18 protein-coding genes are annotated in these 20,482 nt (G+C 70.2%); 6 read left to right on the forward strand and 12 right to left on the reverse strand.

Going from position 1 to position 20,482, the window contains the following annotated elements:
* The first annotated feature begins 16 nt into the window (after window positions 1–16).
* The 3 genes from PV679_RS13255 (at window position 17) to PV679_RS13265 (ending at window position 3,312) form a co-directional block, all read left to right on the forward strand.
* Window positions 17–1,228 carry a pyridoxal phosphate-dependent aminotransferase gene (locus PV679_RS13255; protein ID WP_319680364.1) on the forward strand — a complete coding sequence of 404 codons (1,212 nt, stop codon included), beginning with the start codon at window positions 17–19 and terminating at the stop codon, window positions 1,226–1,228.
* Between the two features lie 219 nt (window positions 1,229–1,447).
* The gene (locus PV679_RS13260; RefSeq protein ID WP_319680365.1) at window positions 1,448–1,996 is read left to right on the forward strand and encodes a hypothetical protein; all 549 of its coding nucleotides are present in this window, start codon (window positions 1,448–1,450) and stop codon (window positions 1,994–1,996) included.
* 167 nt (window positions 1,997–2,163) lie between these two features.
* Entirely contained in the window at window positions 2,164–3,312 is a 1,149-nt protein-coding gene (locus tag PV679_RS13265) for a S1 family peptidase (RefSeq protein WP_319680366.1), read from the forward strand.
* Between the two features lie 145 nt (window positions 3,313–3,457).
* On the opposite strand, the gene PV679_RS13270 is transcribed toward PV679_RS13265, so the two are convergent.
* The 6 genes from PV679_RS13270 to PV679_RS13295 form a co-directional block, all read right to left on the reverse strand.
* Window positions 3,458–3,892, reverse strand: a complete 435-nt coding sequence (locus tag PV679_RS13270) for a hypothetical protein (protein ID WP_319680367.1) — start codon at window positions 3,890–3,892, stop codon at window positions 3,458–3,460.
* Between the two features lie 45 nt (window positions 3,893–3,937).
* Window positions 3,938–5,188 (reverse strand): SWIM zinc finger family protein, encoded by a 1,251-nt coding sequence (locus tag PV679_RS13275; RefSeq protein ID WP_319680368.1) that lies wholly within the window; start codon window positions 5,186–5,188, stop codon window positions 3,938–3,940.
* Window positions 5,185–8,235: a DEAD/DEAH box helicase gene (locus PV679_RS13280; protein ID WP_319680369.1), complete on the reverse strand. Its 3,051-nt coding sequence runs from the start codon at window positions 8,233–8,235 to the stop codon at window positions 5,185–5,187. Before PV679_RS13280 ends, PV679_RS13275 begins: the two co-directional genes overlap by 4 nt.
* Window positions 8,236–8,361: 126 nt before the next feature.
* On the reverse strand, window positions 8,362–9,876 hold the full coding sequence (locus PV679_RS13285; protein ID WP_416069712.1) for a carboxylesterase/lipase family protein: 1,515 nt from the start codon (window positions 9,874–9,876) through the stop codon (window positions 8,362–8,364).
* Window positions 9,877–9,881: 5 nt separating this feature from the next.
* A complete protein-coding gene (locus tag PV679_RS13290; RefSeq protein WP_319680371.1) occupies window positions 9,882–10,940 on the reverse strand; it encodes an alpha/beta hydrolase in 1,059 nt (352 codons plus the stop codon).
* A gap of 93 nt (window positions 10,941–11,033) precedes the next feature.
* Complete coding sequence (locus PV679_RS13295; protein WP_319680393.1) at window positions 11,034–11,993, reverse strand: slipin family protein; 960 nt, start codon at window positions 11,991–11,993, stop codon at window positions 11,034–11,036.
* Between the two features lie 181 nt (window positions 11,994–12,174).
* On the opposite strand from PV679_RS13295, the gene PV679_RS13300 reads away from it, so the two are divergent.
* Both PV679_RS13300 and PV679_RS13305 read left to right on the forward strand, forming a co-directional pair.
* The gene (locus PV679_RS13300; protein WP_319680372.1) at window positions 12,175–12,516 is read left to right on the forward strand and encodes a hypothetical protein; all 342 of its coding nucleotides are present in this window, start codon (window positions 12,175–12,177) and stop codon (window positions 12,514–12,516) included.
* A 210-nt stretch (window positions 12,517–12,726) separates the two neighbouring features.
* Window positions 12,727–13,068 carry a DUF6343 family protein gene (locus tag PV679_RS13305; protein ID WP_319680373.1) on the forward strand — a complete coding sequence of 114 codons (342 nt, stop codon included), beginning with the start codon at window positions 12,727–12,729 and terminating at the stop codon, window positions 13,066–13,068.
* 43 nt (window positions 13,069–13,111) lie between these two features.
* Here the strand turns inward: PV679_RS13305 and PV679_RS13310 are convergent, their stop codons facing one another.
* The 5 genes from PV679_RS13310 to PV679_RS13330 all read right to left on the reverse strand — a co-directional run bounded on the left by PV679_RS13310 (window position 13,112) and on the right by PV679_RS13330 (window position 17,491).
* Complete coding sequence (locus PV679_RS13310; protein WP_319680374.1) at window positions 13,112–13,492, reverse strand: tetratricopeptide repeat protein; 381 nt, start codon at window positions 13,490–13,492, stop codon at window positions 13,112–13,114.
* Window positions 13,493–13,616: 124 nt separating this feature from the next.
* On the reverse strand, window positions 13,617–13,985 hold the full coding sequence (locus tag PV679_RS13315; protein WP_319680375.1) for a hypothetical protein: 369 nt from the start codon (window positions 13,983–13,985) through the stop codon (window positions 13,617–13,619).
* 104 nt (window positions 13,986–14,089) lie between these two features.
* On the reverse strand, window positions 14,090–14,695 hold the full coding sequence (gene coaE / locus PV679_RS13320; protein WP_319680376.1) for a dephospho-CoA kinase: 606 nt from the start codon (window positions 14,693–14,695) through the stop codon (window positions 14,090–14,092).
* 186 nt (window positions 14,696–14,881) lie between these two features.
* Entirely contained in the window at window positions 14,882–15,826 is a 945-nt protein-coding gene (locus tag PV679_RS13325; RefSeq protein ID WP_319680377.1) for a PAC2 family protein, read from the reverse strand.
* 141 nt (window positions 15,827–15,967) lie between these two features.
* Complete coding sequence (locus tag PV679_RS13330) at window positions 15,968–17,491, reverse strand: flavin monoamine oxidase family protein (protein WP_319680394.1); 1,524 nt, start codon at window positions 17,489–17,491, stop codon at window positions 15,968–15,970.
* Between the two features lie 304 nt (window positions 17,492–17,795).
* On the opposite strand from PV679_RS13330, the gene PV679_RS13335 reads away from it, so the two are divergent.
* Entirely contained in the window at window positions 17,796–18,758 is a 963-nt protein-coding gene (locus PV679_RS13335; RefSeq protein WP_319680378.1) for a right-handed parallel beta-helix repeat-containing protein, read from the forward strand.
* A gap of 92 nt (window positions 18,759–18,850) precedes the next feature.
* Here the strand turns inward: PV679_RS13335 and rpsA are convergent, their stop codons facing one another.
* Window positions 18,851–20,356 carry a 30S ribosomal protein S1 gene (gene rpsA / locus PV679_RS13340; RefSeq protein WP_093595272.1) on the reverse strand — a complete coding sequence of 502 codons (1,506 nt, stop codon included), beginning with the start codon at window positions 20,354–20,356 and terminating at the stop codon, window positions 18,851–18,853.
* Window positions 20,357–20,482 lie beyond the last annotated feature (126 nt).

A 20,482-nucleotide genomic window follows, 5' to 3' on the forward strand; every position in this document is an offset into this window, starting at 1 on the left:
TCTGGGAGGCCACCACATGGAGTTCCGGCAGTCGAGCAAGCTCAGCGAGGTCTGCTACGAGATCCGCGGTCCGGTGATCGAGCAGGCCGACGCGCTGGAGGAGGCGGGCCACAGCGTCCTGCGCCTCAACACCGGCAACCCGGCGCTCTTCGGCTTCGAGGCGCCGGAGGAGATCCTGCAGGACATGATCCGGATGCTGCCGCAGGCGCACGGCTACACGGACTCACGCGGCATCCTCTCCGCGCGCCGCGCCGTCGCCCAGCGCTACCAGACCCTGGGTCTGGCCGATGTCACCGTCGATGACATCTTCCTCGGGAACGGCGTCTCCGAGCTGGTCTCGATGGCGGTGCAGGCCCTGCTGGAGGACGGCGACGAAGTCCTCATCCCGGCACCGGACTTCCCTCTCTGGACCGCCGTCACCGCGCTGGCCGGCGGCCGTCCCGTGCACTATCTCTGCGACGAGTCCGCCGACTGGTATCCGGACCTCGACGACCTGGCGTCGAAGATCACCGACCGGACGAAGGCCGTGGTGATCATCAATCCCAACAACCCCACCGGCGCGGTCTATCCGCGCGAGATCGTCGAGGGCATTCTCGATCTCGCCCGCCGTCATCAGCTCATGGTGTTCGCCGACGAGATCTACGACCAGATCGTCTATGACGACGCGGTCCACCACACCGCCGCCGCGCTCGCTCCCGATCTGGTCGTCCTCACCTTCAGCGGGCTCTCGAAGACATATCGCGTGGCCGGTTTCCGCTCCGGCTGGCTTGTCGTCACCGGGCCCAAACAGCACGCGCGCAGCTATCTCGAAGGGCTGACGATGCTCGCGTCGATGCGACTGTGCCCCAACGCGCCCGCCCAGTACGCCATACAGGCCGCGCTCGGCGGCCGTCAGACCATCCAGGAACTCACCGCGCCCGGCGGAAGGCTGCACGAGCAGCGCAACCGCGCCTGGGAAAAGCTCAACGAGATCCCGGGAGTCTCGTGCGTAAAGCCGAAAGGCGCCCTCTACGCCTTCCCTCGGCTGGATCCCAAGGTGCACAAGATCCATGACGACGAGCGATTCGTGCTGGACCTGCTGCTGCGCGAGAAGATCCAGGTCGTGCAGGGCACGGGGTTCAACTGGCCGCGCCCGGACCACTTCCGGATCCTGACTCTTCCCTACGCCGACGACCTGGACGCGGCCATCAGCCGGATCGGCCGCTTCCTCAGCGGATACCGCCAATGACCGCGGACGGTTGCCTCGGAGAGCGGGACACGGTGCCCAGGCCCTGTCTGACACATCCCGCCCGGCGGACCACGGCCGCTGCCGCGCCCGACTCCACGACACGCCCACGCACGATCGGCGGAGCCCTTGAGCACGGGCCGTCGCTCCGCCGAGCCGGCAGAGCCCAGTTGGTGCGCCCCGGCAGTCGTAACCCGCCCGCGCGACGGGCAGTCATGGTGCATGACGGCTCGCCCGCTACTCCTCCTCGATGTGGACGGTCCCCTCAATCCGTACGCCGCCCGACTCCCCCGCCCGCGCGGCTATACGAGCCTCCGCCTGCATCCCTCGTCCTGGCTCTCCCGCCAGACTCCTGGCTCGCGCAGTCACCGTCGCGGCCTGCGCGTGCGCCTCAACCCAGGACACGGCCCACGGCTGCTGGCCCTGCCCTTCGAACTCACCTGGGCCACCACCTGGATGCACGAGGCCAACACTCTGATAGCTCCCGTTGTCGGCCTCCCCGGCGACCTCCCGGTGATCGAATGGCCTGAACTCTTCGCGAAGGATCCCGACGGGCTCTACTGGAAGACCCGCCCGCTGCTGAATTGGGCCGCCGGCCGGCCCTTCGCCTGGGTCGACGACATGATCACGGACCTGGACACGGCTCATGTGGCGGCCCACCACGACGCTCCGGCGCTGCTGCTGCGCATCCATCCCAGGCGAGGACTGCGGGAGGCGGACTTCACCGCACTGGTGCGCTGGGCGGAAGGAGTCGCGCCGCGTACCTCCTGACCCTGCGCCACGCGAGGATCGAGGCGGCCCAATCGGCCGATCCTGATACTTGGCATGGACCTGACTATGAACCCTCGACTACGCTCCGGCCTGGCACCGCCTGAGAGCGCTCTCGGGCGCCTGCTGTTCCATCCCCACGATGCTGGAACAACAGAAGGGCCAATCCCTTGAGACGCACGGTAGTTACGCGTACCGGCCTGTCCGCCCTCCTCCTGCTCGGCACCTGGGCAGCCGTCGGGCTCGCCCCGGCGGCCGCCGCCTCCCCCACACCCGCTCCGGCGCCGGGAGTCAGCGCCGGTCTGCTCTCCGCGATGCGGGAAGACCTGGGCCTGACCGAGAGCCAGGCGAAGGCACGTCTGGCCGCGGAGAAGACAGCGACCGCTGTGGAAGGTAAGGCCCGGCGCGCGGCGGGATCCTCCTACGGCGGCTCCTGGTTCGACGCGGCCGACGGCACACTGGCCGTCGCCGTCACCGACGAGCAGAAGGCCGACGCCGTACGGGCGACAGGCGCGACCGTACGAATCGTCAAGCACAGCGCGCGACAGCTCGACGCGGCCAAGTCGCGGATCGACGCGCTCGACGCTCCTGACGGTGTCAGTAGCTGGCATGTCGACCCGAAGGCCAACCAGGTCGTGGTGAACGTCGTCGCCGGACAGAAGAGCGACAACGATGTCCGCGACTTCGTCGCGCGCGCCCGGCAGACGGGTCCCGTCACGGTCAAGGAGACCGCCGAGGCACCACGGACCTTTGCCGCCGGGACCGTCGGCGGCGACCCGTACTACACGGGCAATGTCAGGTGTTCCATCGGCTTCTCCGTGTACGGCGGCTTTGTCACGGCCGGCCACTGCGGCCAGGCGGGCGCCTCCGTCAGCGGCTGGGACGGCTCGTACATCGGCAACTTCCAGGGGTCGTCGTTCCCGGGCGACGACTACGCGTGGGTGAATGTCGGCAGCGGCTGGTGGACCGTCCCGGTCGTCCTCGGCTGGGGCGCCGTCCCCGACCAGCTTGTCCGGGGCTCCGCCGTGGCCCCGATCGGCGCCTCGATCTGCCGGTCCGGCTCCACCTCGCACTGGCACTGCGGCAATGTGCTGGCGACGAACGAGACGGTGAACTACAGCCAGGGCGCCGTCTATCAGATGACCAAGACGAGCGTCTGCGCCGAGCCGGGCGACTCGGGCGGCTCGTTCCTCAGCGGTGACCAGGCACAGGGCGTCACCTCTGGCGGCTGGGGCAACTGCAGCAGCGGTGGCGAGACCTGGCACCAGCCGATCAACGAGATTCTGGGCCGCTACGGGCTGACTCTGCACACGGCCTGACGGACCGTCCGACGGCGCCGGAGGTACGGAGCGCACCATGCCGCGGCAGCGCCCCGGCAGCTCCGTGCCTCCGGCTTCGGCCATGGCGCACACCGGCGTGATGGTGAGATGCCGCCGGACGGCCGGGACGCCGTACGGAGGACCGTCAGTGCCCGGAGTCCGGTCCGCCCAGACGCAGACCGTTGATGGTGCCGGCCTGGATGACCGGGGCGTGCTGGATGCCGCCGCTGACGGTGTTGTGGACGTGGACCTGCTGGACGGGAAGTCCTGGCGTCAACTCGTCGAGCAGCGCGCGCAGTTCGACGGCGGCTGCCGGATCTTCCCGGAGAGTCCGGCGCAGACGGTTGCGCCATTCGGCCCGGAGGTCGGCGGCGGTCGTTTCGTCGTCGTCCTGCTGGGCCGCGACCAGTTCGGCACGGGCCGTCTCCAGGTCGGACTCGATCGTTTCCGGCGACGCGGAGCCCCGTTCGGCGAAGAACCGCACCATCCGCTCGCGTGCCCGCGTCCAGCCGTCCGTCGCCATCTGCTGGACGAGTGCCGTCGCGCCCGCCGTCGCGAGTGCCACCAACTCGGCTTCCACCGCGCCTCCTTCGACCACCGACCGATACGGCGAAGAGCCTACCGGTCACCGTCCGAGCAGGGCTGTGAGCGCGCCCACCGGATCGGTGTCCGGAGTGCCGCGCGGCCACCAGTCCTCACGGTCACGGTCCGATTCATAGCCGTACCAGAGCCCGTCCCGGCCGAAGCGGAGTTGCAGGGAGGGCGTGGCCAGCCGGTTGCGCCAGGGGCGGAAATACGGGAAGTCGGCCGCGGCGAGCGCGGGGCGCGCGCGGTCGAAGGGGCCGGCCGGCGGGTCCCAGGCGTCTTCGAGGACGGTGAGCCCGGAGAGTCCGCCCTGGCGCCAGGCGGCGACCGCGCGGGCCAGATCGGTGGGGGTGCGGTGGAGAGCGGCGGCCAGGTCCCGGTAGAGGGCGCGAGTGGAGGCGGTCAGTCCGGAGCCCGGGTGCGCGGCGGCCAGGCGGACGGCGTCCTGCCAGGGAGTGAGGGCCGCGACGGGGTCGAGGCCGGTGGTGAGGAAGGTGTACGCGCGGGCCGCCGCCTCGGTGGCGAGGAGATCCAGCGCGAGCGGGTCAGGAGCGCCCGGAGCTTCCGGATAGGCGGGCGGGCGCCCGGGCTGCGACGGCGCGGGAAATGGAGGCGGAAGCGAAGGGAGCGTGCGCGGAGCGAGTGCCGTGTGGGCCTCGACCGTGGGCATGGGCGGTGCGGCCGTGGTCCGTTCGGCCGCCGAACGGGTGGCGTTGCGCCGGGTGAGATCGGCGAGCACTTCGTGCTCGCCGCGGCCGCGCATCAGGAACAGGACGAACGGGTCCTCGTCGAGGAGCCTGGCCGTCTGATAGCAGAGAGCGGCGGCGTGCTTGCAGGGATAGCCGTCGTCCGGGCAGGAGCAGTCCGGGGTGAGATCGCCGGCGGTCGGGAGGAGGTCGGCGGACTCGGCGAGAGCGTGCGGCATGTCCTTGTCGAGCAGGGCGGCGATGTGGTCGGGGCGGTCCGCCGCGGCGTCGAGGAGCTCTTCCCATTCCGTGTCGCCGATGGTGCGAAGACGGATTTCCGTACGGTACGGACGGGCCCTGGAGCCATGGACATAGGCCATGACGCGACCCGGGGTGACCGTGATGGCGTCCACAAGGCCACGGCTCGCGTAGGCACGGCCGCGCTGGAGGCGGGCCGGATCGAGGGCGCTGTCCTCCATGGATTCGACCCAGGCGTTGCCCCACCAGGTGGTGGCGAAGGCGCCGTTGCCGCCGCCCGGCCGAGGCGGCAGGGCGGGGAAGGTGCGGCGGCGGTCGTCGTGTCTGGGTGCGCGTGGGGCCGTCATGACAGTCTCCGCAGGGAGACCAGATCGGCCAGCTCCCGGTCGGTCAGCTCGGTCAGAGCCGCTTCGCCCGAACCGAGAACGGCGTCGGCCAGCGCCCTCTTGGACGCGAGCATCTCGGCGATCCGGTCCTCGACCGTACCCTCCGCGATCAGCCGGTGGACCTGCACGGGCTGGGTCTGGCCGATGCGATAGGCCCGGTCCGTCGCCTGTTCCTCGACGGCTGGATTCCACCAGCGGTCGAAGTGCACGACATGGCCGGCCCGGGTGAGGTTGAGGCCGGTGCCCGCGGCCTTGAGGGAGAGGACGAAGACCGGCGCCTCGCCGGACTGGAACCGGTCCACCATGCGCTCGCGCTCCGCGACGGGCGTGCCGCCGTGGAGAAGCTGGGACGGGATCGCGCGGGCCGCGAGGTGCGCGGAGAGCAGCCGGGCCATCGATACGTACTGGGTGAAGATCAGAACCGAGCCGTCCTCGGTGAGGATCGTGTCGAGCAGCTCGTCGAGGAGGGCCAGCTTGCCTGAGCGGCCGGTAAGCCGGGACGCGTCCTCCTTCAGATATTGCGCCGGATGGTTGCAGATCTGTTTGAGCGCGGTGAGCAGCTTCATCACGAGGCCGCGACGCGCGATGCCCTCCGCGTCCTCGATGGCCGCCATCGTCTCGCGGACGACCGCCTCGTACAGCGACGCCTGTTCCCGGGTGAGCGGGACGGGATGGTCGCTCTCCGTCTTGGGCGGCAGCTCGGGCACGATGCCCGGGTCGGACTTCTTCCTGCGCAGCAGGAACGGCCGGACCAGCCGGGACAGCCGCTCCACCGCCTCCGCGTTGTCGGCGTCCTTGACGCCGGCGCTCTTCGCGTTCTCGACGTTCTCGACGATCCGGGCGTGGCGTGATCTGAACGCCTTGAGCGGACCGAGCAGGCCGGGCGTGGTCCAGTCGAGCAGCGCCCACAGTTCGGAGAGGTTGTTCTCGACCGGGGTGCCTGTCAGAGCGATCCTGGCGGGCGCCGGAATCGTGCGGAGCGCCTTGGCCGTGGAGGAGAACGGATTCTTGACGTGCTGGGCCTCGTCGGCGACGACCATCCCCCAGGTGTGCGCCGCGAGTGTCTCCGCGCTGCCGCGCATGGTGCCGTAGGTGGTGAGGACGAAGCCGCCCGCCACCTCGTCCAGGGTGCGTCCGGCGCCGTGGAAGCGGTGCACGGGCACTCCGGGCGCGAAGCGGGTGATCTCGCGCTGCCAGTTGCCGAGCAGCGAGGCGGGACAGACCACGAGGGTCGGCGCCGGGCGGTCCCGGTGCAGATGGAGGGCGATGACGGTGACGGTCTTGCCGAGGCCCATGTCGTCCGCGAGGCAGCCGCCGAGGCCGAGCGAGGTCATCAGGTCCAGCCAGGCGAGGCCGCGGAGCTGGTAGTCGCGCAGCGTCGCGGCCAGAGCCGCGGGCTGGGGCACCACGGCCGGGCCGGAGATGAGGCGGTCGCGCAGGGCCGCCAGAGCGCCCGTCGGGACCGCTTCCACCATCTCGCCGTCCACCTCGGCGGTGCCCGCGAGGGCGACCGCCAGGGCGTCGACCGGCTCCAGCAGGCCCAGTTCCCGTTTGCGTGCCTTGCGTACGAGCGCGGGATCGACCACCACCCATTGGTCCCGCAGACGCACGATCGGGCGGTGCGACTCGGCGAGCGCGTCCATCTCCTGTTCCGTGAGGGGATCGCCGTCGAGCGCCAACTGCCAGTTGAATTTGAGGAGTTCCTCGCTGTCGAAGAACTGCGTGCCGTCCGTGGCCGAGCCCGGCGCGGGTCGGACGACCGCCGCCGCGGTGAGCGTACGGGCCAGCTCCCTGGGCCAGTGGACGGCGACACCCGCGGCGGCGAGGCGGGCCGCGCCCGGGCCGAGCAGTTCGTACAGCTCGTCCTCGGAGAGCGGCAGCGCGTCCGGGACGTCGCGCTCCAGCAGCCGCGCGAGCGGGGCCCAGACGCGGGCGGCGCGGCGCAGCGCGAGCATCGCGTCGATACGGGCGCGCGGGCCGAAGCTCTCGTCGCCGTCGCCCGCCCAGAGCCGGGCCGCGTCGATGACCAGGGTCGGGTCGGCCAGACTGTGGATCTGTACGAGGGCGGCTCCGGCCCGCCGCGTGGCACCGTCGTCGTCATGACCGGCACCGGAGCGGACGGCCTCGTCCGTCCCCGATTCCGGCTCCGGCCCCTTCTCCTGCCGCGGCTCCGGCTCCGTGGAGTCGAAGATGTCGTACGCGGACAGTTCGAGGCGGAGCGAGACCCGGACGCCCGCGTCCATGCCGGCCGCCGCCTCCGCGGCCCAGGTGCGGGCTCCCGGCAGACGCTGCGCCGCCCGGGCGGCGAACGGCGCTCCAGCGGCATACGCGGCGGCGGGTGTGCGCGGCAGTGTGTCGGCCACGGCGTCGAGGAACGCGCGCACCAGGGCCTCGGGGTCCGGCAGCCGGAGGGACGGCGGATCCGGGAGCGGCACGGCATACGCCTCGGGAGGCATGGCCGCGGCGATCGCCCTCAACTGCGCGATGTCGTCGGCGTCGAGCGGCCCGGCCCGCCAGGCGTCGTGGTCGGACGCGGTGAGCCCGGGAAGCAGTCTGCCGCGCGCGGCCAGTTGGAGAGCGTGCAGCGCGGCGGCGCCCCAGCAGGCGGCGGCGGGATGCGCCGCCTTGTCGCGCCGCGCGCGGACCAGCAGCGGCACGGCGTCGGCGACGGGCAGCAGCACCGCGGGCACGGTGCGCGTGGCCACGCCGTCGGCACCGTCGTCCTGACGGACCACGACCGTCAGCTCCGCCGGGCCGGATCCGGCCGGATGCCCGCCCGGCTCGGCCCGCGCGATGGCCGCGAGCTCTTCCTCCGCTCCGGCGGGCAGGCCGCCCTCCGGGGACCAGAAGGCGACCAGTCCCTCGCGCGGCAGTCCGGCGGGCAGGAATACCGCGGCGCAGCGCGCCAGTCCCACCGTGCCGGAAGAGGCGTCGGGCCGGCCGCGCACGACCTGGCCCACAGCGACCCGCACGGGTCCCTGTTGAGGGGTACGCGCGAATTGCGTCATGGCCGCCGACTCCCTCCCGCCCGCGAGTTCCGACACCCGCGAGGTCCGACACCCGCAAGGTTCCCTTACCTCTGCGAGTCTAGGCGGGCGGTCTGACAGCCGACTCCGGAGCGATATCTCCGCAGGTCAGCGCAGCCCTTCCCAGAGCTCCCGCTCCCGGGGCCGGAGATCCTGAGCGGTCTCGGAGGCCGCTCCGGCGCCGCCGAACACCATCGCCGTCCGCTTCTCCGTGTCGTACGCCTCCCACCCGGGATCGCCGGTCTCCGCGAACGCCACCCAGGCCCGGTGCATCGCGTCCGCGACCTCCTGCGGCGGACGGTCACCGAGCATCGGCGCGTACGACGGATCGTGCAGCCGGTCGAAGACGAAACCCAGTTCCGAGGCGTGACAGGCGCCCAGCCCGCCGTCGAAGCACGGGGAGCGCCAGGCGAACTCGTACAGATACGAACCGGGCACGGCCTCGGCGAGCCGGATCGCCGGAATCCGGTAGAACCAGTCCGTCGACATGGCGTCGAGCAGCTCACCGGGTGTGGCGCGGGGCCGCGCCTCGCGGTAGACGGACAGCGCGGGGCCGGGATCGAGCCCGTACGCCGCGGCGGTCGCGCGCAGCTTGGGCTCCCGCAGCGCGTCCAGCCGCCCGGTGGGCACCAGAAAGAGGCGGTACTCCTCGCGATTGCTGCCGACGAGCAGTTCGACACCGCGGTCGGAGGCGGGCGGGATCCGCTCCTCCAGCACCGGTTCGAACGGCATCATGTTGAGTGCCGCCTCACCCCACAGAGCCGGGTCCGGACGGGCTCCGATCTCCGCCCGCAGCTCCGTCTGCGCGGACAGCAGCCGGGCGTCGGGCACAGCCGCGAAGCCGTCCGCGGTGGGAGCGACCGACAGTTTCTCCGCCAGCCGCGCCGTGATCAGCCGCGCCGAGGCGGGCCGCAGGAAATGATGGGCCGCGCCGCTCTGGAGGATCGCCCGCCGGAACAGTCCGCGCGCTTTCGCCAGCCCCAGCAGCACACCGATACTCATCGCGCCGGCCGACTCGCCGAAGACGGTGACCCGGTCCGGGTCGCCTCCGAAGAAGGCGATGTTGTCCCGTACCCACTCCAGCGCGGCGATCTGGTCCAGCAGACCCCGATTGTCCGGTACACCGTCAAGATGGAGAAAACCCTCCACCCCGAGACGGTAGTTGAGCGTCACACACACCACACCGTCCCGGGCGAACGCGCCGCCGTCGTACGCGGAGGCCGATCCCGAGCCGTTCGAGAACGCTCCTCCGTGCACCCACACCATCACTGGAAGGCGGGCCTCCGGGCCGGGCGAAGGTGTCCAGACATTCAGATTGAGGCAGCTCTCTCCCGGCTTCCCGGCGATGAAGTTCTCCGGGACGAGGGCGTCGAGAGGCGGCGCGTAGGCGGCTTTGGGCGCGGTGGGACCGTACGACACCGCCGGCCGTATGCCTTCCCACGGCTCGACCGGGACCGGTGGTCCGAAGCGCGGCGCGGTCGCGTACGGGATGCCCAGGAAGGAGGCCACCGCGACGGCGTCCGGTGTCTCCGGGTTCGGCGGCCCGGACGGTGAGGTGGTGGACGGTGTCGAGGAGAAACGGCCTCTGACCCGGCCCAGCCGGGTCGCGCACACCGGTTCCATACGTGTCATGCTCCTTCGGCCAGCGTCTCCAGCAGCGCCGCGGCGAACTCCGCACGCCGCTCGATGTGCACCGCGTGCCCGGCGTCGGGCACCGACACCTCTCGTACCCTGCCGCCGGCCTCCGCGTACAGACCCAGGACATGGCGGGTCTGGGCGATCATCGGCTGGGCCGGTGTGCCGTCCCAGCCCGGGACGGCTCCGAGCGCGCCGAGATGCGCGAGATCGAACACGGAGGTGTCCGAGATGATCACATCATCCTCGCCGCGCACCCAGAGAACCGGTGGCCTGGGTGTGATCGTGTGCAGGTCGTCGATACGGAAATGGGTGGGGGCGAGGCAGTTGAGCACTCCGCGTGTGCCGGGCGCGATACCGGGCCAGGTCTTCGACGGGACGCTGTCACCCGGGTAGTGGTCGTCGCCGGTACGGGTACTGAGCATGGATTCGACATACTCGTCCTCCCGCTCCAGGCGCAGCGGCGGCTTGACGTAGAACGCGTTCAGCACCTGGCGGGGCGAGAGCGGCGACTCCTCGCTCCGGTCGTGCCGGGCCAGCCGCTCCACGAAGTCCGGGTTGGCGGCGCCGCCACCCGAGCCCGCGCCGTCCGGAGAGATCAGCGCGCCGTCCTGACCGCGGGTGCCGCCGAAGCCGTACGGCGAGACGGGATTGACCAGGGTGAGCGAGCGCACCTGGGCCGGCCGGTCGCGCAGAAACCGCAGAGCGATGCCACCACCCAGGGACCAGCCCACCAGATGTGGGCGCTCCACACCCAGGGCGTCGAGCAGCGCGGCCAGATCGTCCGTGTAGTCGCGTACACCGCGCGTGCCGTCGACGGGCTCCGGATCGGTGCCGCCGAAGCCCCGCAGATCAGGCGCGATCGGACGGTACCGCTCCGGCAGGTCGCGCATGGTGTCGTGCCAGAACACCGACGAGGACACATTGCCGTGGATGAACAGGACCGGCTCGGCGTGCTCGCGGTCCGCGCACTCGGTGACCTGGACGGTGAGCCTCCGGGTGCGTACCCGGCGCGTGATCAGCGAGGGAGGGGACAGAGGAGATTCGGACATGGCTCACGGTAGGCAGTGTGGTGTCCGGCCACTTATATGTGTGCGCCCTATACGCAGGAGCGGGGATATGGGGTATCGAAGAGCGGCGAAGCGTCAGGCATGAGCGCCGTCGGCCGCACCGGGGACATCCGGACGGTCCGGACGCTCGGTCGCGGAGGTCCGGACGCTCAGACGAGGTGCCGGGTCGGTGTCCGGCGCCGGCGTCGACGCGGCCTGTCCTGTCCACGCCGTGTCCGCCGTCGGCGCCGCCTGCGCGGCTCCCGACACGGCCCGCACGGCCTGGACGGCCTCGCCCGGTGTGGCGCGTTCGAGAAAGCGGAGGAGCTCGACGGGGAAGGGAAGGACCAGGGTGGAGTTCTTCTCCGCCGCGACGGCCACCACCGTCTGCAACAGCCGCAGTTGAAGCGCCGCCGGCTGCCCGGACATCTCCTTGGCGGCCTCCGCCAGCTTCTTCGACGCCTGCAGCTCCGCGTCCGCGTTGATGATCCGCGCACGGCGCTCCCGGTCCGCCTCGGCCTGCCGCGCCATCGACCGCTTCATGGTCTCCGGCAGCGACACGTCCTTGATCTCCACCCGGTCGATCTGTACACCCCAGCCGATCGCGGGACTGTCGATCATGAGCTCCAGGCCCTGGTTCAGCTTCTCCCGGTTCGACAGCAGATCGTCGAGGTCGCTCTTTCCGATGATCGACCGCAGCGATGTCTGGGCCATCTGCGACACCGCGAACCGGTAGTCCTCGACCCGCACCAGCGCCTCCGCCGGGTCCACGACCTTGAAATAGATCACGGCGTCCACGCGCACGGTGACGTTGTCCCGGGTGATGCCGTCCTGCGCCGGCACCGGCATCGTCACGATCTGCATATTGACCTTGCGCAGTGTGTCCACGAACGGAACGATCACCGTGAATCCGGGCCCTCGGATGCCCTCTCGCAGCCGGCCCAGGCGGAAGACCACACCTCGCTCGTACTGCTTGACGATCCGGGCCGCCGACAGCGCGTACAGCACACAGGCGCAGGCCGCCACGATGACCGCTATGACCAGTTCCTCGACCATCATGACCCCTGACGCCGGACCGAGGTTTTAATAACACGGTATGCCCAATATGACCCGCCAGTCGATACGCGCGGACCAGGATCTACCGGCCCGTAGCCCGCCCGGCCGCACACCTGGTGCCACTCCACCGCGGATCCGGCAGTGTGACCAGCACAAGCTTCCGCACCGACGAGGAGCGCCCATGTCCGTGACCGACCACCGGCGCCTCGGCATCGCCGCCGGGACAGCGTTCCTGAGCCTCGTCGTCGCCGGCTGTTCCGGACTCGGCAGGACCGCGGTGGGCACGATCGAATACCAGACGCCACGGAAGCAGCGTGTCCAGGTGTCCGATCCCCTGGTCACGGGCTGCCACCGGCTGGTGCCCGCCGGAGCCGTAGAGCTCACCAACCGCACCCTGGTCGACGTCGTGTTGTATCCGACGCCCGACTGCACCGGCAGGATGACCACATACATCGCCACCACACTGTCCGACGGGATCCCTCCGGGCGTCGGGCCGTGGCGCAGCTACACCGTCGTCCACTGACCCGCGACGACCACGGCGCCGCCGTCCGGTCCCGCCGGCGCTCCGGAGCCCTCACCCGCCGGCCGCACGGACAGCGCTCACCGGACACTCCCGCGCGGCCCGGACAGGGCCGCCGCTCCACATCATTCGGCCGCGCGCCGGGTCGGCTCCCACCTCTGCGGGTACACAAGGAGTCAGAAGCACGCAAGAGGGACAGGAGGTGCGAAAGCCATGCGTACCGGAAGCGAACCCGTGACCGCGCGCAGTCCGCTGCGGATGCGGTTCTGGCTGGGACTGTGGGGGCTGATCTGGACGGGCTTCGGCACCACGGCGTTCGCGCTCGTCGGACGGATGGGCTGGGCGATCGCCTGCGGCGTGCTCTTCCTGATCGTCCTGGTTGACCTGGTGATAGTGCTGCGCCATATCCGTCAGGGACCGCACTATCAGCCCGGACGGGACGTCCCGCCCTACGAACCGGACCGCGACGGGGCCGGCGACGCCGTCAAGGACCGGTCCGGAGACCGGGACCGGCCCTGGATGTGGGGGCCGCGTCACCGCGCGCACGGCAGATGAGCGACCGCGCGCGATCAGTCCTCGCTCCGGCGGCTCCCCGCGATCAGTCCTCGCCGGGACGGCTGCCGGGGTCGAAACGCGCGGCCTTCAGATACTCCGGCTTCGGGTCCAGCGCCGCCGCGAGACGGAAATGCCGCTTGGCCTGTTCGGGTCGGCCGGAACGCTCAAAGGTGCGGGCGAGCGCGAAATGCGCGAAGGCGTTGTCCGGCTCACGCTCCAGAACCAGCTCGAATTCCAGCTCGGCCGGGCGAAGCTGAGCCGCCGCGAAGAACGCGCGGGCCCGCAGCAGACGCGCGGCGGTGTTCTCCGGATGGGCCGCGATCACCGAGTCGAGGAGCTTCACCGCACCGCGTGGATCCCGCGCGGCCAGCAGTTGCTCGGCCGCGCGATAGTCGATGACGTGGGTCTCCGGGCTCTCGGGCACGGTCGCATCCTTCCCTCGGTGCGCGCTTTCCACGCGGCGCTGTTCCGCACATCTGTCCGTGTCCCGTCACCATACGGCGGCCTCCCGGACAGCGGCCCGGTGGGAACACGACCGCGGAATCCGGTCACAGCGCGGCGGCCGCCATGACCGCGCCGACCAGGACCGCGCTCAGCCCCACCAGCACAAAGCCCAGATCGAGACGGTTGTGCCCATGGCCGGGCAGCTCCACCTCACGTGGATCCCCGGGATCGTACGAGAGCAGAACGCTCGATCCCGCCGTGAGCGTAACCGGCGAGACGACCTCAAGGACCCGGCCGTCCGCCGTCTCGAACTGAAGCACCTGACGTCCCGAGCCGGGCGGCCCGCGTTTCACCAGGGCCACGGCGGGCTCTCCGGCCGCGAGGATGCGGCGCGCCCGGCGGAGACTGTCACCACCCGCGAGGAGCGCCACCAGGCCGCCGAAGGCCGTGATGGCAGCGAAGACGAGCTCCACTCGTCCGATGGTAACGCCCGGCCGCCGCGCCCAAGCTGGTACGGTGTCTGGCTGTGGCATGGCCTTGACCGGATCGCACGGCGCTTCGCCGGCGGCGCCGGAGGTCAGCGACCCGCCGCGGCGCGCTCCGCCAGCCGCTCCCAGACCGCGCGGACCTGAGGCTCCAGCTCCTCCAGCGGGCCGTCGTTGTCGATGACCACATCCGCGGCCGCACGGCGTTGCTCACGGTTCGCCTGCGCCGCCATGCGGTCGCGTGCCTCCCGCTCCGGCATTCCGCGCAGCCGGCTGAGCCGGTCGAGCTGGGTCTCGGGAGAGGCGTCCACGACCACCACCAGGTCGTACAGACCGGTCATGCCGTTCTCGACGAGCAGAGGCACATCGTGCACCACGACCGAGTCCGGACCGGCCGCCGCCTCCAGCTCGGCCGAGCGGGCGCGCACCAGCGGATGCACGATCGCGTTCAGCGCGCGCAGCCGCTCCTGGTCACCGAAGACGATCGCGCCGAGCCCGGCGCGGTCCAGGCCGCCGTCGGCCGTCAGCACCTGCGGACCGAACTCCGCCACCACGGCCCCCAGTCCCGGTGTGCCCGGCTCGACCACCTCGCGCGCGATCCGGTCGGAGTCGATCAGTACCGCTCCATAACCGGTCAGCAGGCGAGAGACCTCACTCTTGCCCGCACCGATTCCGCCCGTAAGCCCCAGCTTCAGCATGGACTCAGCCTAGGGCCTCTGGCGAACGTCCCGCCTCGCCCGCGACGCCTGGCACGGGCGCTCGCCGCGGGCCCAGCCCTCCGGGCGGACGGCGCTACGTTCGCGACACGTCCCAGAACCAGTCCGGCGCCAGTCGGTCCCGGAGCGAGTCCGTACCGGCGCCCGGCAGTCGCCGCCGGGACCGTCTCACGCGCCGCCCTCGCCCTCCCGCTCCGCGAGGAACCTCTCGAATTCGCGGCCGATCTCGTCGGCCGAGGGCAGTTCCGCCGGCTCGGCGACCAGATTGCCGCGGGTCTCCGCACCCGCCACGGCGTCGTACTGATGCTCAAGTCCCTGGACCATCGCGACGAGTTCCTCGTCGCCCTCGCCGAGCTGGCGCTCGATCTCGGTCTGGGTGCGCTGGGCCTCCGTACGCAATGAGTGCGCGACGCTCGGCAGCACCAGACCGGTCGCGGCCGTGATCGCCTCCAGCGCGGTCAGCGCCGCGTCCGGGTACGAGGACCTCGCGACATAGTGCGGGACATGCGCGGCGACACCGAGAACGTCATGGTCCGACTCCATCAGCCGGAACTCCAGAAGTGACTCGGCGCTGCCGGGCACCTGCGCCTCGTCGAAGGGGCTGCGGTGTCCCGGCATGAGGTCGGTGCGGTTGCCGTGCGGCGTGATACCGACGGGCCGCGTATGCGGAACGCCCATCGGGATGCCATGGAAATTGACCGACAGACGTACACCGAGTCGGTCGACGATCTGGCGTACGGCCGCCGCGAAACGCTCCCACTCGACGTCCGGCTCGGGGCCCGACAGCAGCAGGAACGGCGCGCCCGTGGCGTCCTGTACGAGCCGCACCTCCAGCTTCGGGACCTCATAGCTCGTGAACCGGTCACGGCGGAAGGTCAGCAGCGGGCGGCGCGCGCGGTAGTCCACCAGTCTGTCGTGGTCGAACCGCGCCACCACCTGGTGAGGCAGTGACTCCAGCAGGCTCTCGACGATCTGGTCGCCGGTCTCCCCCGCGTCGATATAGCCGTCCAAGTGGTAGAGCATGACAAGGCCCGCGGACTCCTGCGCGAGCGCAACGTCCACAACGGCGAGGCCCTTGGGCTCCCATTCGTACAAACCTTGCGGATCAAGCACGATTACCGCTCCTCCTCGTGTTCGTACGAAAGAACGCCCCTCGGAGCGCGGGCATTCCCCGCCCGCGCCCCTTTGAGCAGATCCGGTGAGCGGATTCGCCGGGCCGGCCGGCCGAGCGGATCCGCTCACCGGGCGGGCCGGTCAGGCGAGGACGCGCTGGTGAAGCGTGGTCACCACCTTCCGTGCGGAGGTGAAGGCGCCATGCTGCCAGGCGTCGGCGTAGGAGAGATAGTCACCGGCGAAGTAGACCCGGCCCGCCGCCTGGTTGAGAGGCGCGTACGCGGGCGCGTCCGGACCGCCGGACATGCTGTGCCAGGCGCCTTCCAGATGCGGGGTCTGCCGCCAGTGGTGGGAGAAGGAGGAGGCCAGCTCGGTCCGGTACCGGTCGCCGTGGATCTTCACGCCCTGGGCGACGGCGCGCTTCTCGCGCTCGGCGGGGCTCAGCGCCGCGTACGAATCGGCGTTCGTGCCGGTGTTGTAGTAGCCGACGATCAGACCGCGCCTGCCGTGGAAGCCGTACGACGGGTACCAGATGTGGCTGAGGTCCATGTCGGTCTCGGTGATGCCGCCGTAGATCCGGTGGTCGGTCTCCCACCAGCGGCTGCGGTACTCCAGGCCGATCTTGCCTGCGGACGAGGGCCTGACCGCCTCCAGAGCGGTCTGTACGGCGGCGCCAAGATTGTGCGGGGTCTTCGCGAGGATGTGCGGCGGCAGCGCGGCGATGCAGTAGTCCGCGTCGATCGAGCGGGTACGGCCGTCCTGCGTGTAGGTGACGGTGACGCCGCGCGCCTTGTCCGTGATCTTCTGGACGACCGCGCCGGTCCTGATCCGGTGTCCGCCGACCGCCTTGGTGAGCGCCGCGGGTATGCGGTCCATGCCGCCGACGGGCTGGAACATCAGCATGGCCTGGTCGTAGCCGAACTCGAACGAGAAGTACCGGCCGACGCCGCTGGCGAAGACCTCGGAGACGGAGGGTACGGAACCGAGCTCGACACCCGGTGTGCCCGCCGCGGCCGGATCCACGGTGAAGCCGCGGTGCTCGCTCCCGGTGTAGGTGAGCTTGCTGCCGATGTCACCGAAGCTCTTGAGGAATTCGAGGAGCCGTTCCTGGTCCTCGGCGCTGATCTCGCCGTCCAGCGCGCCCTTGCTGGTGGCCTTGGCGAGCAGCTCGGAGACATAGCCGTACGTGTCGGCCTTGGCGGTGCGGTAGCGGACCGGGGCCGTCATGCCGGCCTTCTCGTTGTAGATGTACGCGCTGGCGTTGCTGTTGGTGAAGACCTCGATGGGAACGCCCAGTTCGCGGCAGTAGTCCAAGGTGATCATCCACTGCGGGATCCGCGCGGGCCCGGCGTTCAGGTACTGGCCGTCGCTGAAGCGGGCGGTCTGGCGGTTGCCGTACAGATCGACGGTGGAGTCACCGCCGCGGACCGTGAAGTTCCGGCCGCCGGTGCGGTCCCGGGCCTCCAGGACCGTACAGTCGTAGCCGGCTTTGCCCAGTTCGTACGCGGAGGTCAGACCGGCTATCCCGCCGCCGACGATGACGACCTTGGCCGCGCCTCTGCCCTTGAGGGTGAAGTCACCCGTACGCGGGGCCCGGAACGCGGGTTCACGGCCCGCGGCCTCGGCGGTGGGAGCGAGGCCCATGGCTCCCATGGTGGCGAGCATCGCGCCCGCCCCTCCGGTGATCCCTACCTGGCGCAGAAAGCTTCGGCGACTGGTGCCCGTGGTGGTGTTCGGCGCATGGCTCATGTCCCGGTACCCCTTCCGATCTTCAGGTGTGCCGGGATCCTGACAACGGCTTGTTACGGCCCGCCGGTTACTCGTGTATCCCACACGTTGCCCTCCGCTCACCGGCTCACCGGCGGCCTCACCCATCCCAAATACCGGATTTTGCTTGGCTATTGGTCCAGACCTTGGCATGCTCAGGGCACCCCACCCGCTCAGAGCACCCCGACGGGAAGGCACCCCCATGCGCACCCGAAATCTGCTCCCCGCCCTGCTGGTCCCGCTTCTCGGCGCCGGCGGCCCGTTGCTGACGGCCACTCCGGCGGGCGCCGCGACCGTCATCCAGGTGACGACCGCCGCCCAGCTCAAGACGGCCCTCACCACCGTGCGCCCCGGCGACACGATCCGGCTGGCCGACGGCACGTACAAAGGCAACTTCAAGGCGACCACGCCCGGCACCGCCACTGCCCGGATCACGCTCACCGGCTCGTCCGCCGCGGTCCTCACCACCGGCGGCGGAGGCTACGGCCTCCATCTCAACGGAGCCGCGTACTGGACCGTCGAGGGCGTCACGCTCACCGACGCGCAGAAAGGGATCGTGGCGGACGCGGCCAACGGTGTCGTCATCGACTCCGTCACCGTGCACAACCTGGACATGGAAGGTGTGCACTTCCGTGAGTCCAGCGCCAACGGCATCCTCAGGAACTCACGGATCTATGACACCGGCAACGACGGCCGGGGCATGGGCGAAGGCGTGTACGTCGGCAGCGCCAACACGCTCACCGACCGCAGCGACAACGCGCAGATCCTCAACAACACCATCGGCCCGGACGTCGGCGGCGAGAACGTCGACATCAAGGAAGGCACCACCGGCGCGCGGATCATCGGCAACACCTTCGACGGCGGCGGCCTCACGGGCGCCAACTTCGACGACTCCTGGGTCGACGTCAAGGGCAACAATGTGCTCGTCGAGGGCAACACCGGCCGGAACACGACCAACAACGGCTACGAGACGCACAGCCAGCAGACCGGCTGGGGCTGCGGCACGGTCTTCCGCTCCAACACGTCGGACCTGAGCGGCGCGACCGGGGCCAACCAGCTCGCCGTCAATGTCACCAACAACGGCGCGAGCTGCGCCACCACGGTCTACGGCAGCAACACCGTGACCGGCGGCAGGGGCCTGACGAACATCCCCGTCACCCGCTGATCCACGGCCGCCGACACGCGTAAGGCCCGCTCCCCAGGAGGGAGCGGGCCTTACGTTCAGCCGTGCGACCAGCTATCTACGAGGTCGGAGCGTCAGCTCTGACCACCGGCCAGCTTCTCGCGAAGGGCGGCCAGGGCCTCGTCCGACGCCAGGGCGCCGGAGTTGTCCGCGGACTCCGAGGAGTACGAGCCACCGGAGGCGGCCGGAGCACTGCCACCACCGGCGGGCGCGGCAGCACCCTCGGCGGCAGCGGCCTCGTCGGCCTCGCGGGACTTGATGACCTGGGCCTGGTGCTGCTCGAAGCGCTGCTGCGCCTCGGCGTACTGGCCCTCCCACGCCTCGCGCTGGGTCTCGAAGCCTTCGAGCCAGTCGTTGGTCTCGGGGTCGAAGCCCTCGGGGTAGATGTAGTTGCCCTGGTCGTCGTAGGACGCGGCCATGCCGTAGAGCGTCGGGTCGAACTCGACCGAGGCCGGGTCGCTGCCGAAGGACTCGTTGGCCTGCTTCAGCGAGAGGCTGATGCGGCGGCGCTCCAGGTCGATGTCGATGACCTTGACGAAGATCTCGTCGTTGACCTGGACGACCTGCTCCGGGATCTCCACGTGGCGCTCGGCCAGCTCGGAGATGTGCACCAGACCCTCGATGCCCTCGTCGACGCGGACGAACGCACCGAACGGAACGAGCTTGGTGACCTTGCCGGGGACGACCTGACCGATCTGGTGCGTCCGGGCGAACTGCTGCCACGGGTCTTCCTGCGTCGCCTTGAGCGACAGGGAGACACGCTCGCGGTCCATGTCGACGTCGAGAACCTCGACGGTGACTTCCTGGCCGACCTCGACAACCTCGGAGGGGTGGTCGATGTGCTTCCAGGACAGCTCGGAGACGTGCACGAGACCGTCGACGCCACCGAGGTCCACGAACGCGCCGAAGTTGACGATCGAGGAGACGACGCCGGAGCGGACCTGGCCCTTCTGCAGGGTCGTGAGGAAGGTCTGACGGACCTCGCTCTGGGTCTGCTCCAGCCAGGCACGGCGGGACAGGACCACGTTGTTGCGGTTCTTGTCCAGCTCGATGATCTTGGCTTCGAGCTCCTTGCCCACGTAGGGCTGGAGGTCGCGGACGCGGCGCATCTCGACGAGGGAGGCCGGCAGGAAGCCACGGAGGCCGATGTCGAGGATGAGACCACCCTTGACCACCTCGATGACGGTGCCGGTGACGATGCCGTCCTCTTCCTTGATCTTCTCGATCGTGCCCCAGGCGCGCTCGTACTGCGCGCGCTTCTTGGACAGGATGAGACGGCCTTCCTTGTCCTCCTTCTGGAGAACCAGGGCCTCGATCTCATCGCCCACGGCGACGACCTCATTGGGGTCGACGTCGTGCTTGATCGAAAGCTCGCGGGAGGGGATGACGCCTTCGGTCTTGTAACCGATGTCGAGCAGGACCTCGTCCCGGTCGACCTTCACGATGACGCCGTCGACGATGTCGCCGTCGTTGAAGTACTTGATCGTCTCGTCGATCGCGGCGAGGAAGGCTTCCTCGTTACCGATGTCGTTGACCGCAACCTGCGGGGTGGTGGCGGTGGTCTCGGTGCTGCTCGTCATGTGGGAAAGGGCTCCGGTGCGGACAGTGAGTCGTAGGTACTGCTACGCCGAGAGCCCGTATCGCCTCTGCAGAAGCCGGACAGCCAAGGAAGCGCCGGCCCCGGACTACGGGGAAAGCGCCTCGAC

Origin of the sequence: Streptomyces sp. AK02-01A (assembly GCF_033795305.1) — a bacterium.
GTDB lineage: Bacteria > Actinomycetota > Actinomycetes > Streptomycetales > Streptomycetaceae > Streptomyces.

Excerpts from the sequence above, each read along its gene's own strand:
- PV679_RS13255 (WP_319680364.1), top strand. The coding sequence starts at position 17 with ATGGAGTTCCGGCAGTCGAGCAAGCTCAGCGAGGTCTGCTACGAGATC.
- PV679_RS13260 (WP_319680365.1), top strand. The coding sequence starts at position 1,448 with ATGACGGCTCGCCCGCTACTCCTCCTCGATGTGGACGGTCCCCTCAAT.
- PV679_RS13275 (WP_319680368.1), bottom strand. The coding sequence starts at position 5,188 with ATGACGGCCCCACGCGCACCCAGACACGACGACCGCCGCCGCACCTTC.
- PV679_RS13280 (WP_319680369.1), bottom strand. The coding sequence starts at position 8,235 with ATGACGCAATTCGCGCGTACCCCTCAACAGGGACCCGTGCGGGTCGCT.
- PV679_RS13285 (WP_416069712.1), bottom strand. The coding sequence starts at position 9,876 with ATGGAACCGGTGTGCGCGACCCGGCTGGGCCGGGTCAGAGGCCGTTTC.
- PV679_RS13290 (WP_319680371.1), bottom strand. The coding sequence starts at position 10,940 with ATGTCCGAATCTCCTCTGTCCCCTCCCTCGCTGATCACGCGCCGGGTA.
- PV679_RS13295 (WP_319680393.1), bottom strand. The coding sequence starts at position 11,993 with ATGGTCGAGGAACTGGTCATAGCGGTCATCGTGGCGGCCTGCGCCTGT.
- PV679_RS13300 (WP_319680372.1), top strand. The coding sequence starts at position 12,175 with ATGTCCGTGACCGACCACCGGCGCCTCGGCATCGCCGCCGGGACAGCG.
- PV679_RS13305 (WP_319680373.1), top strand. The coding sequence starts at position 12,727 with ATGCGTACCGGAAGCGAACCCGTGACCGCGCGCAGTCCGCTGCGGATG.
- coaE (WP_319680376.1), bottom strand. The coding sequence starts at position 14,695 with ATGCTGAAGCTGGGGCTTACGGGCGGAATCGGTGCGGGCAAGAGTGAG.
- PV679_RS13330 (WP_319680394.1), bottom strand. The coding sequence starts at position 17,491 with ATGCTCGCCACCATGGGAGCCATGGGCCTCGCTCCCACCGCCGAGGCC.
- PV679_RS13335 (WP_319680378.1), top strand. The coding sequence starts at position 17,796 with ATGCGCACCCGAAATCTGCTCCCCGCCCTGCTGGTCCCGCTTCTCGGC.
- rpsA (WP_093595272.1), bottom strand. The coding sequence starts at position 20,356 with ATGACGAGCAGCACCGAGACCACCGCCACCACCCCGCAGGTTGCGGTC.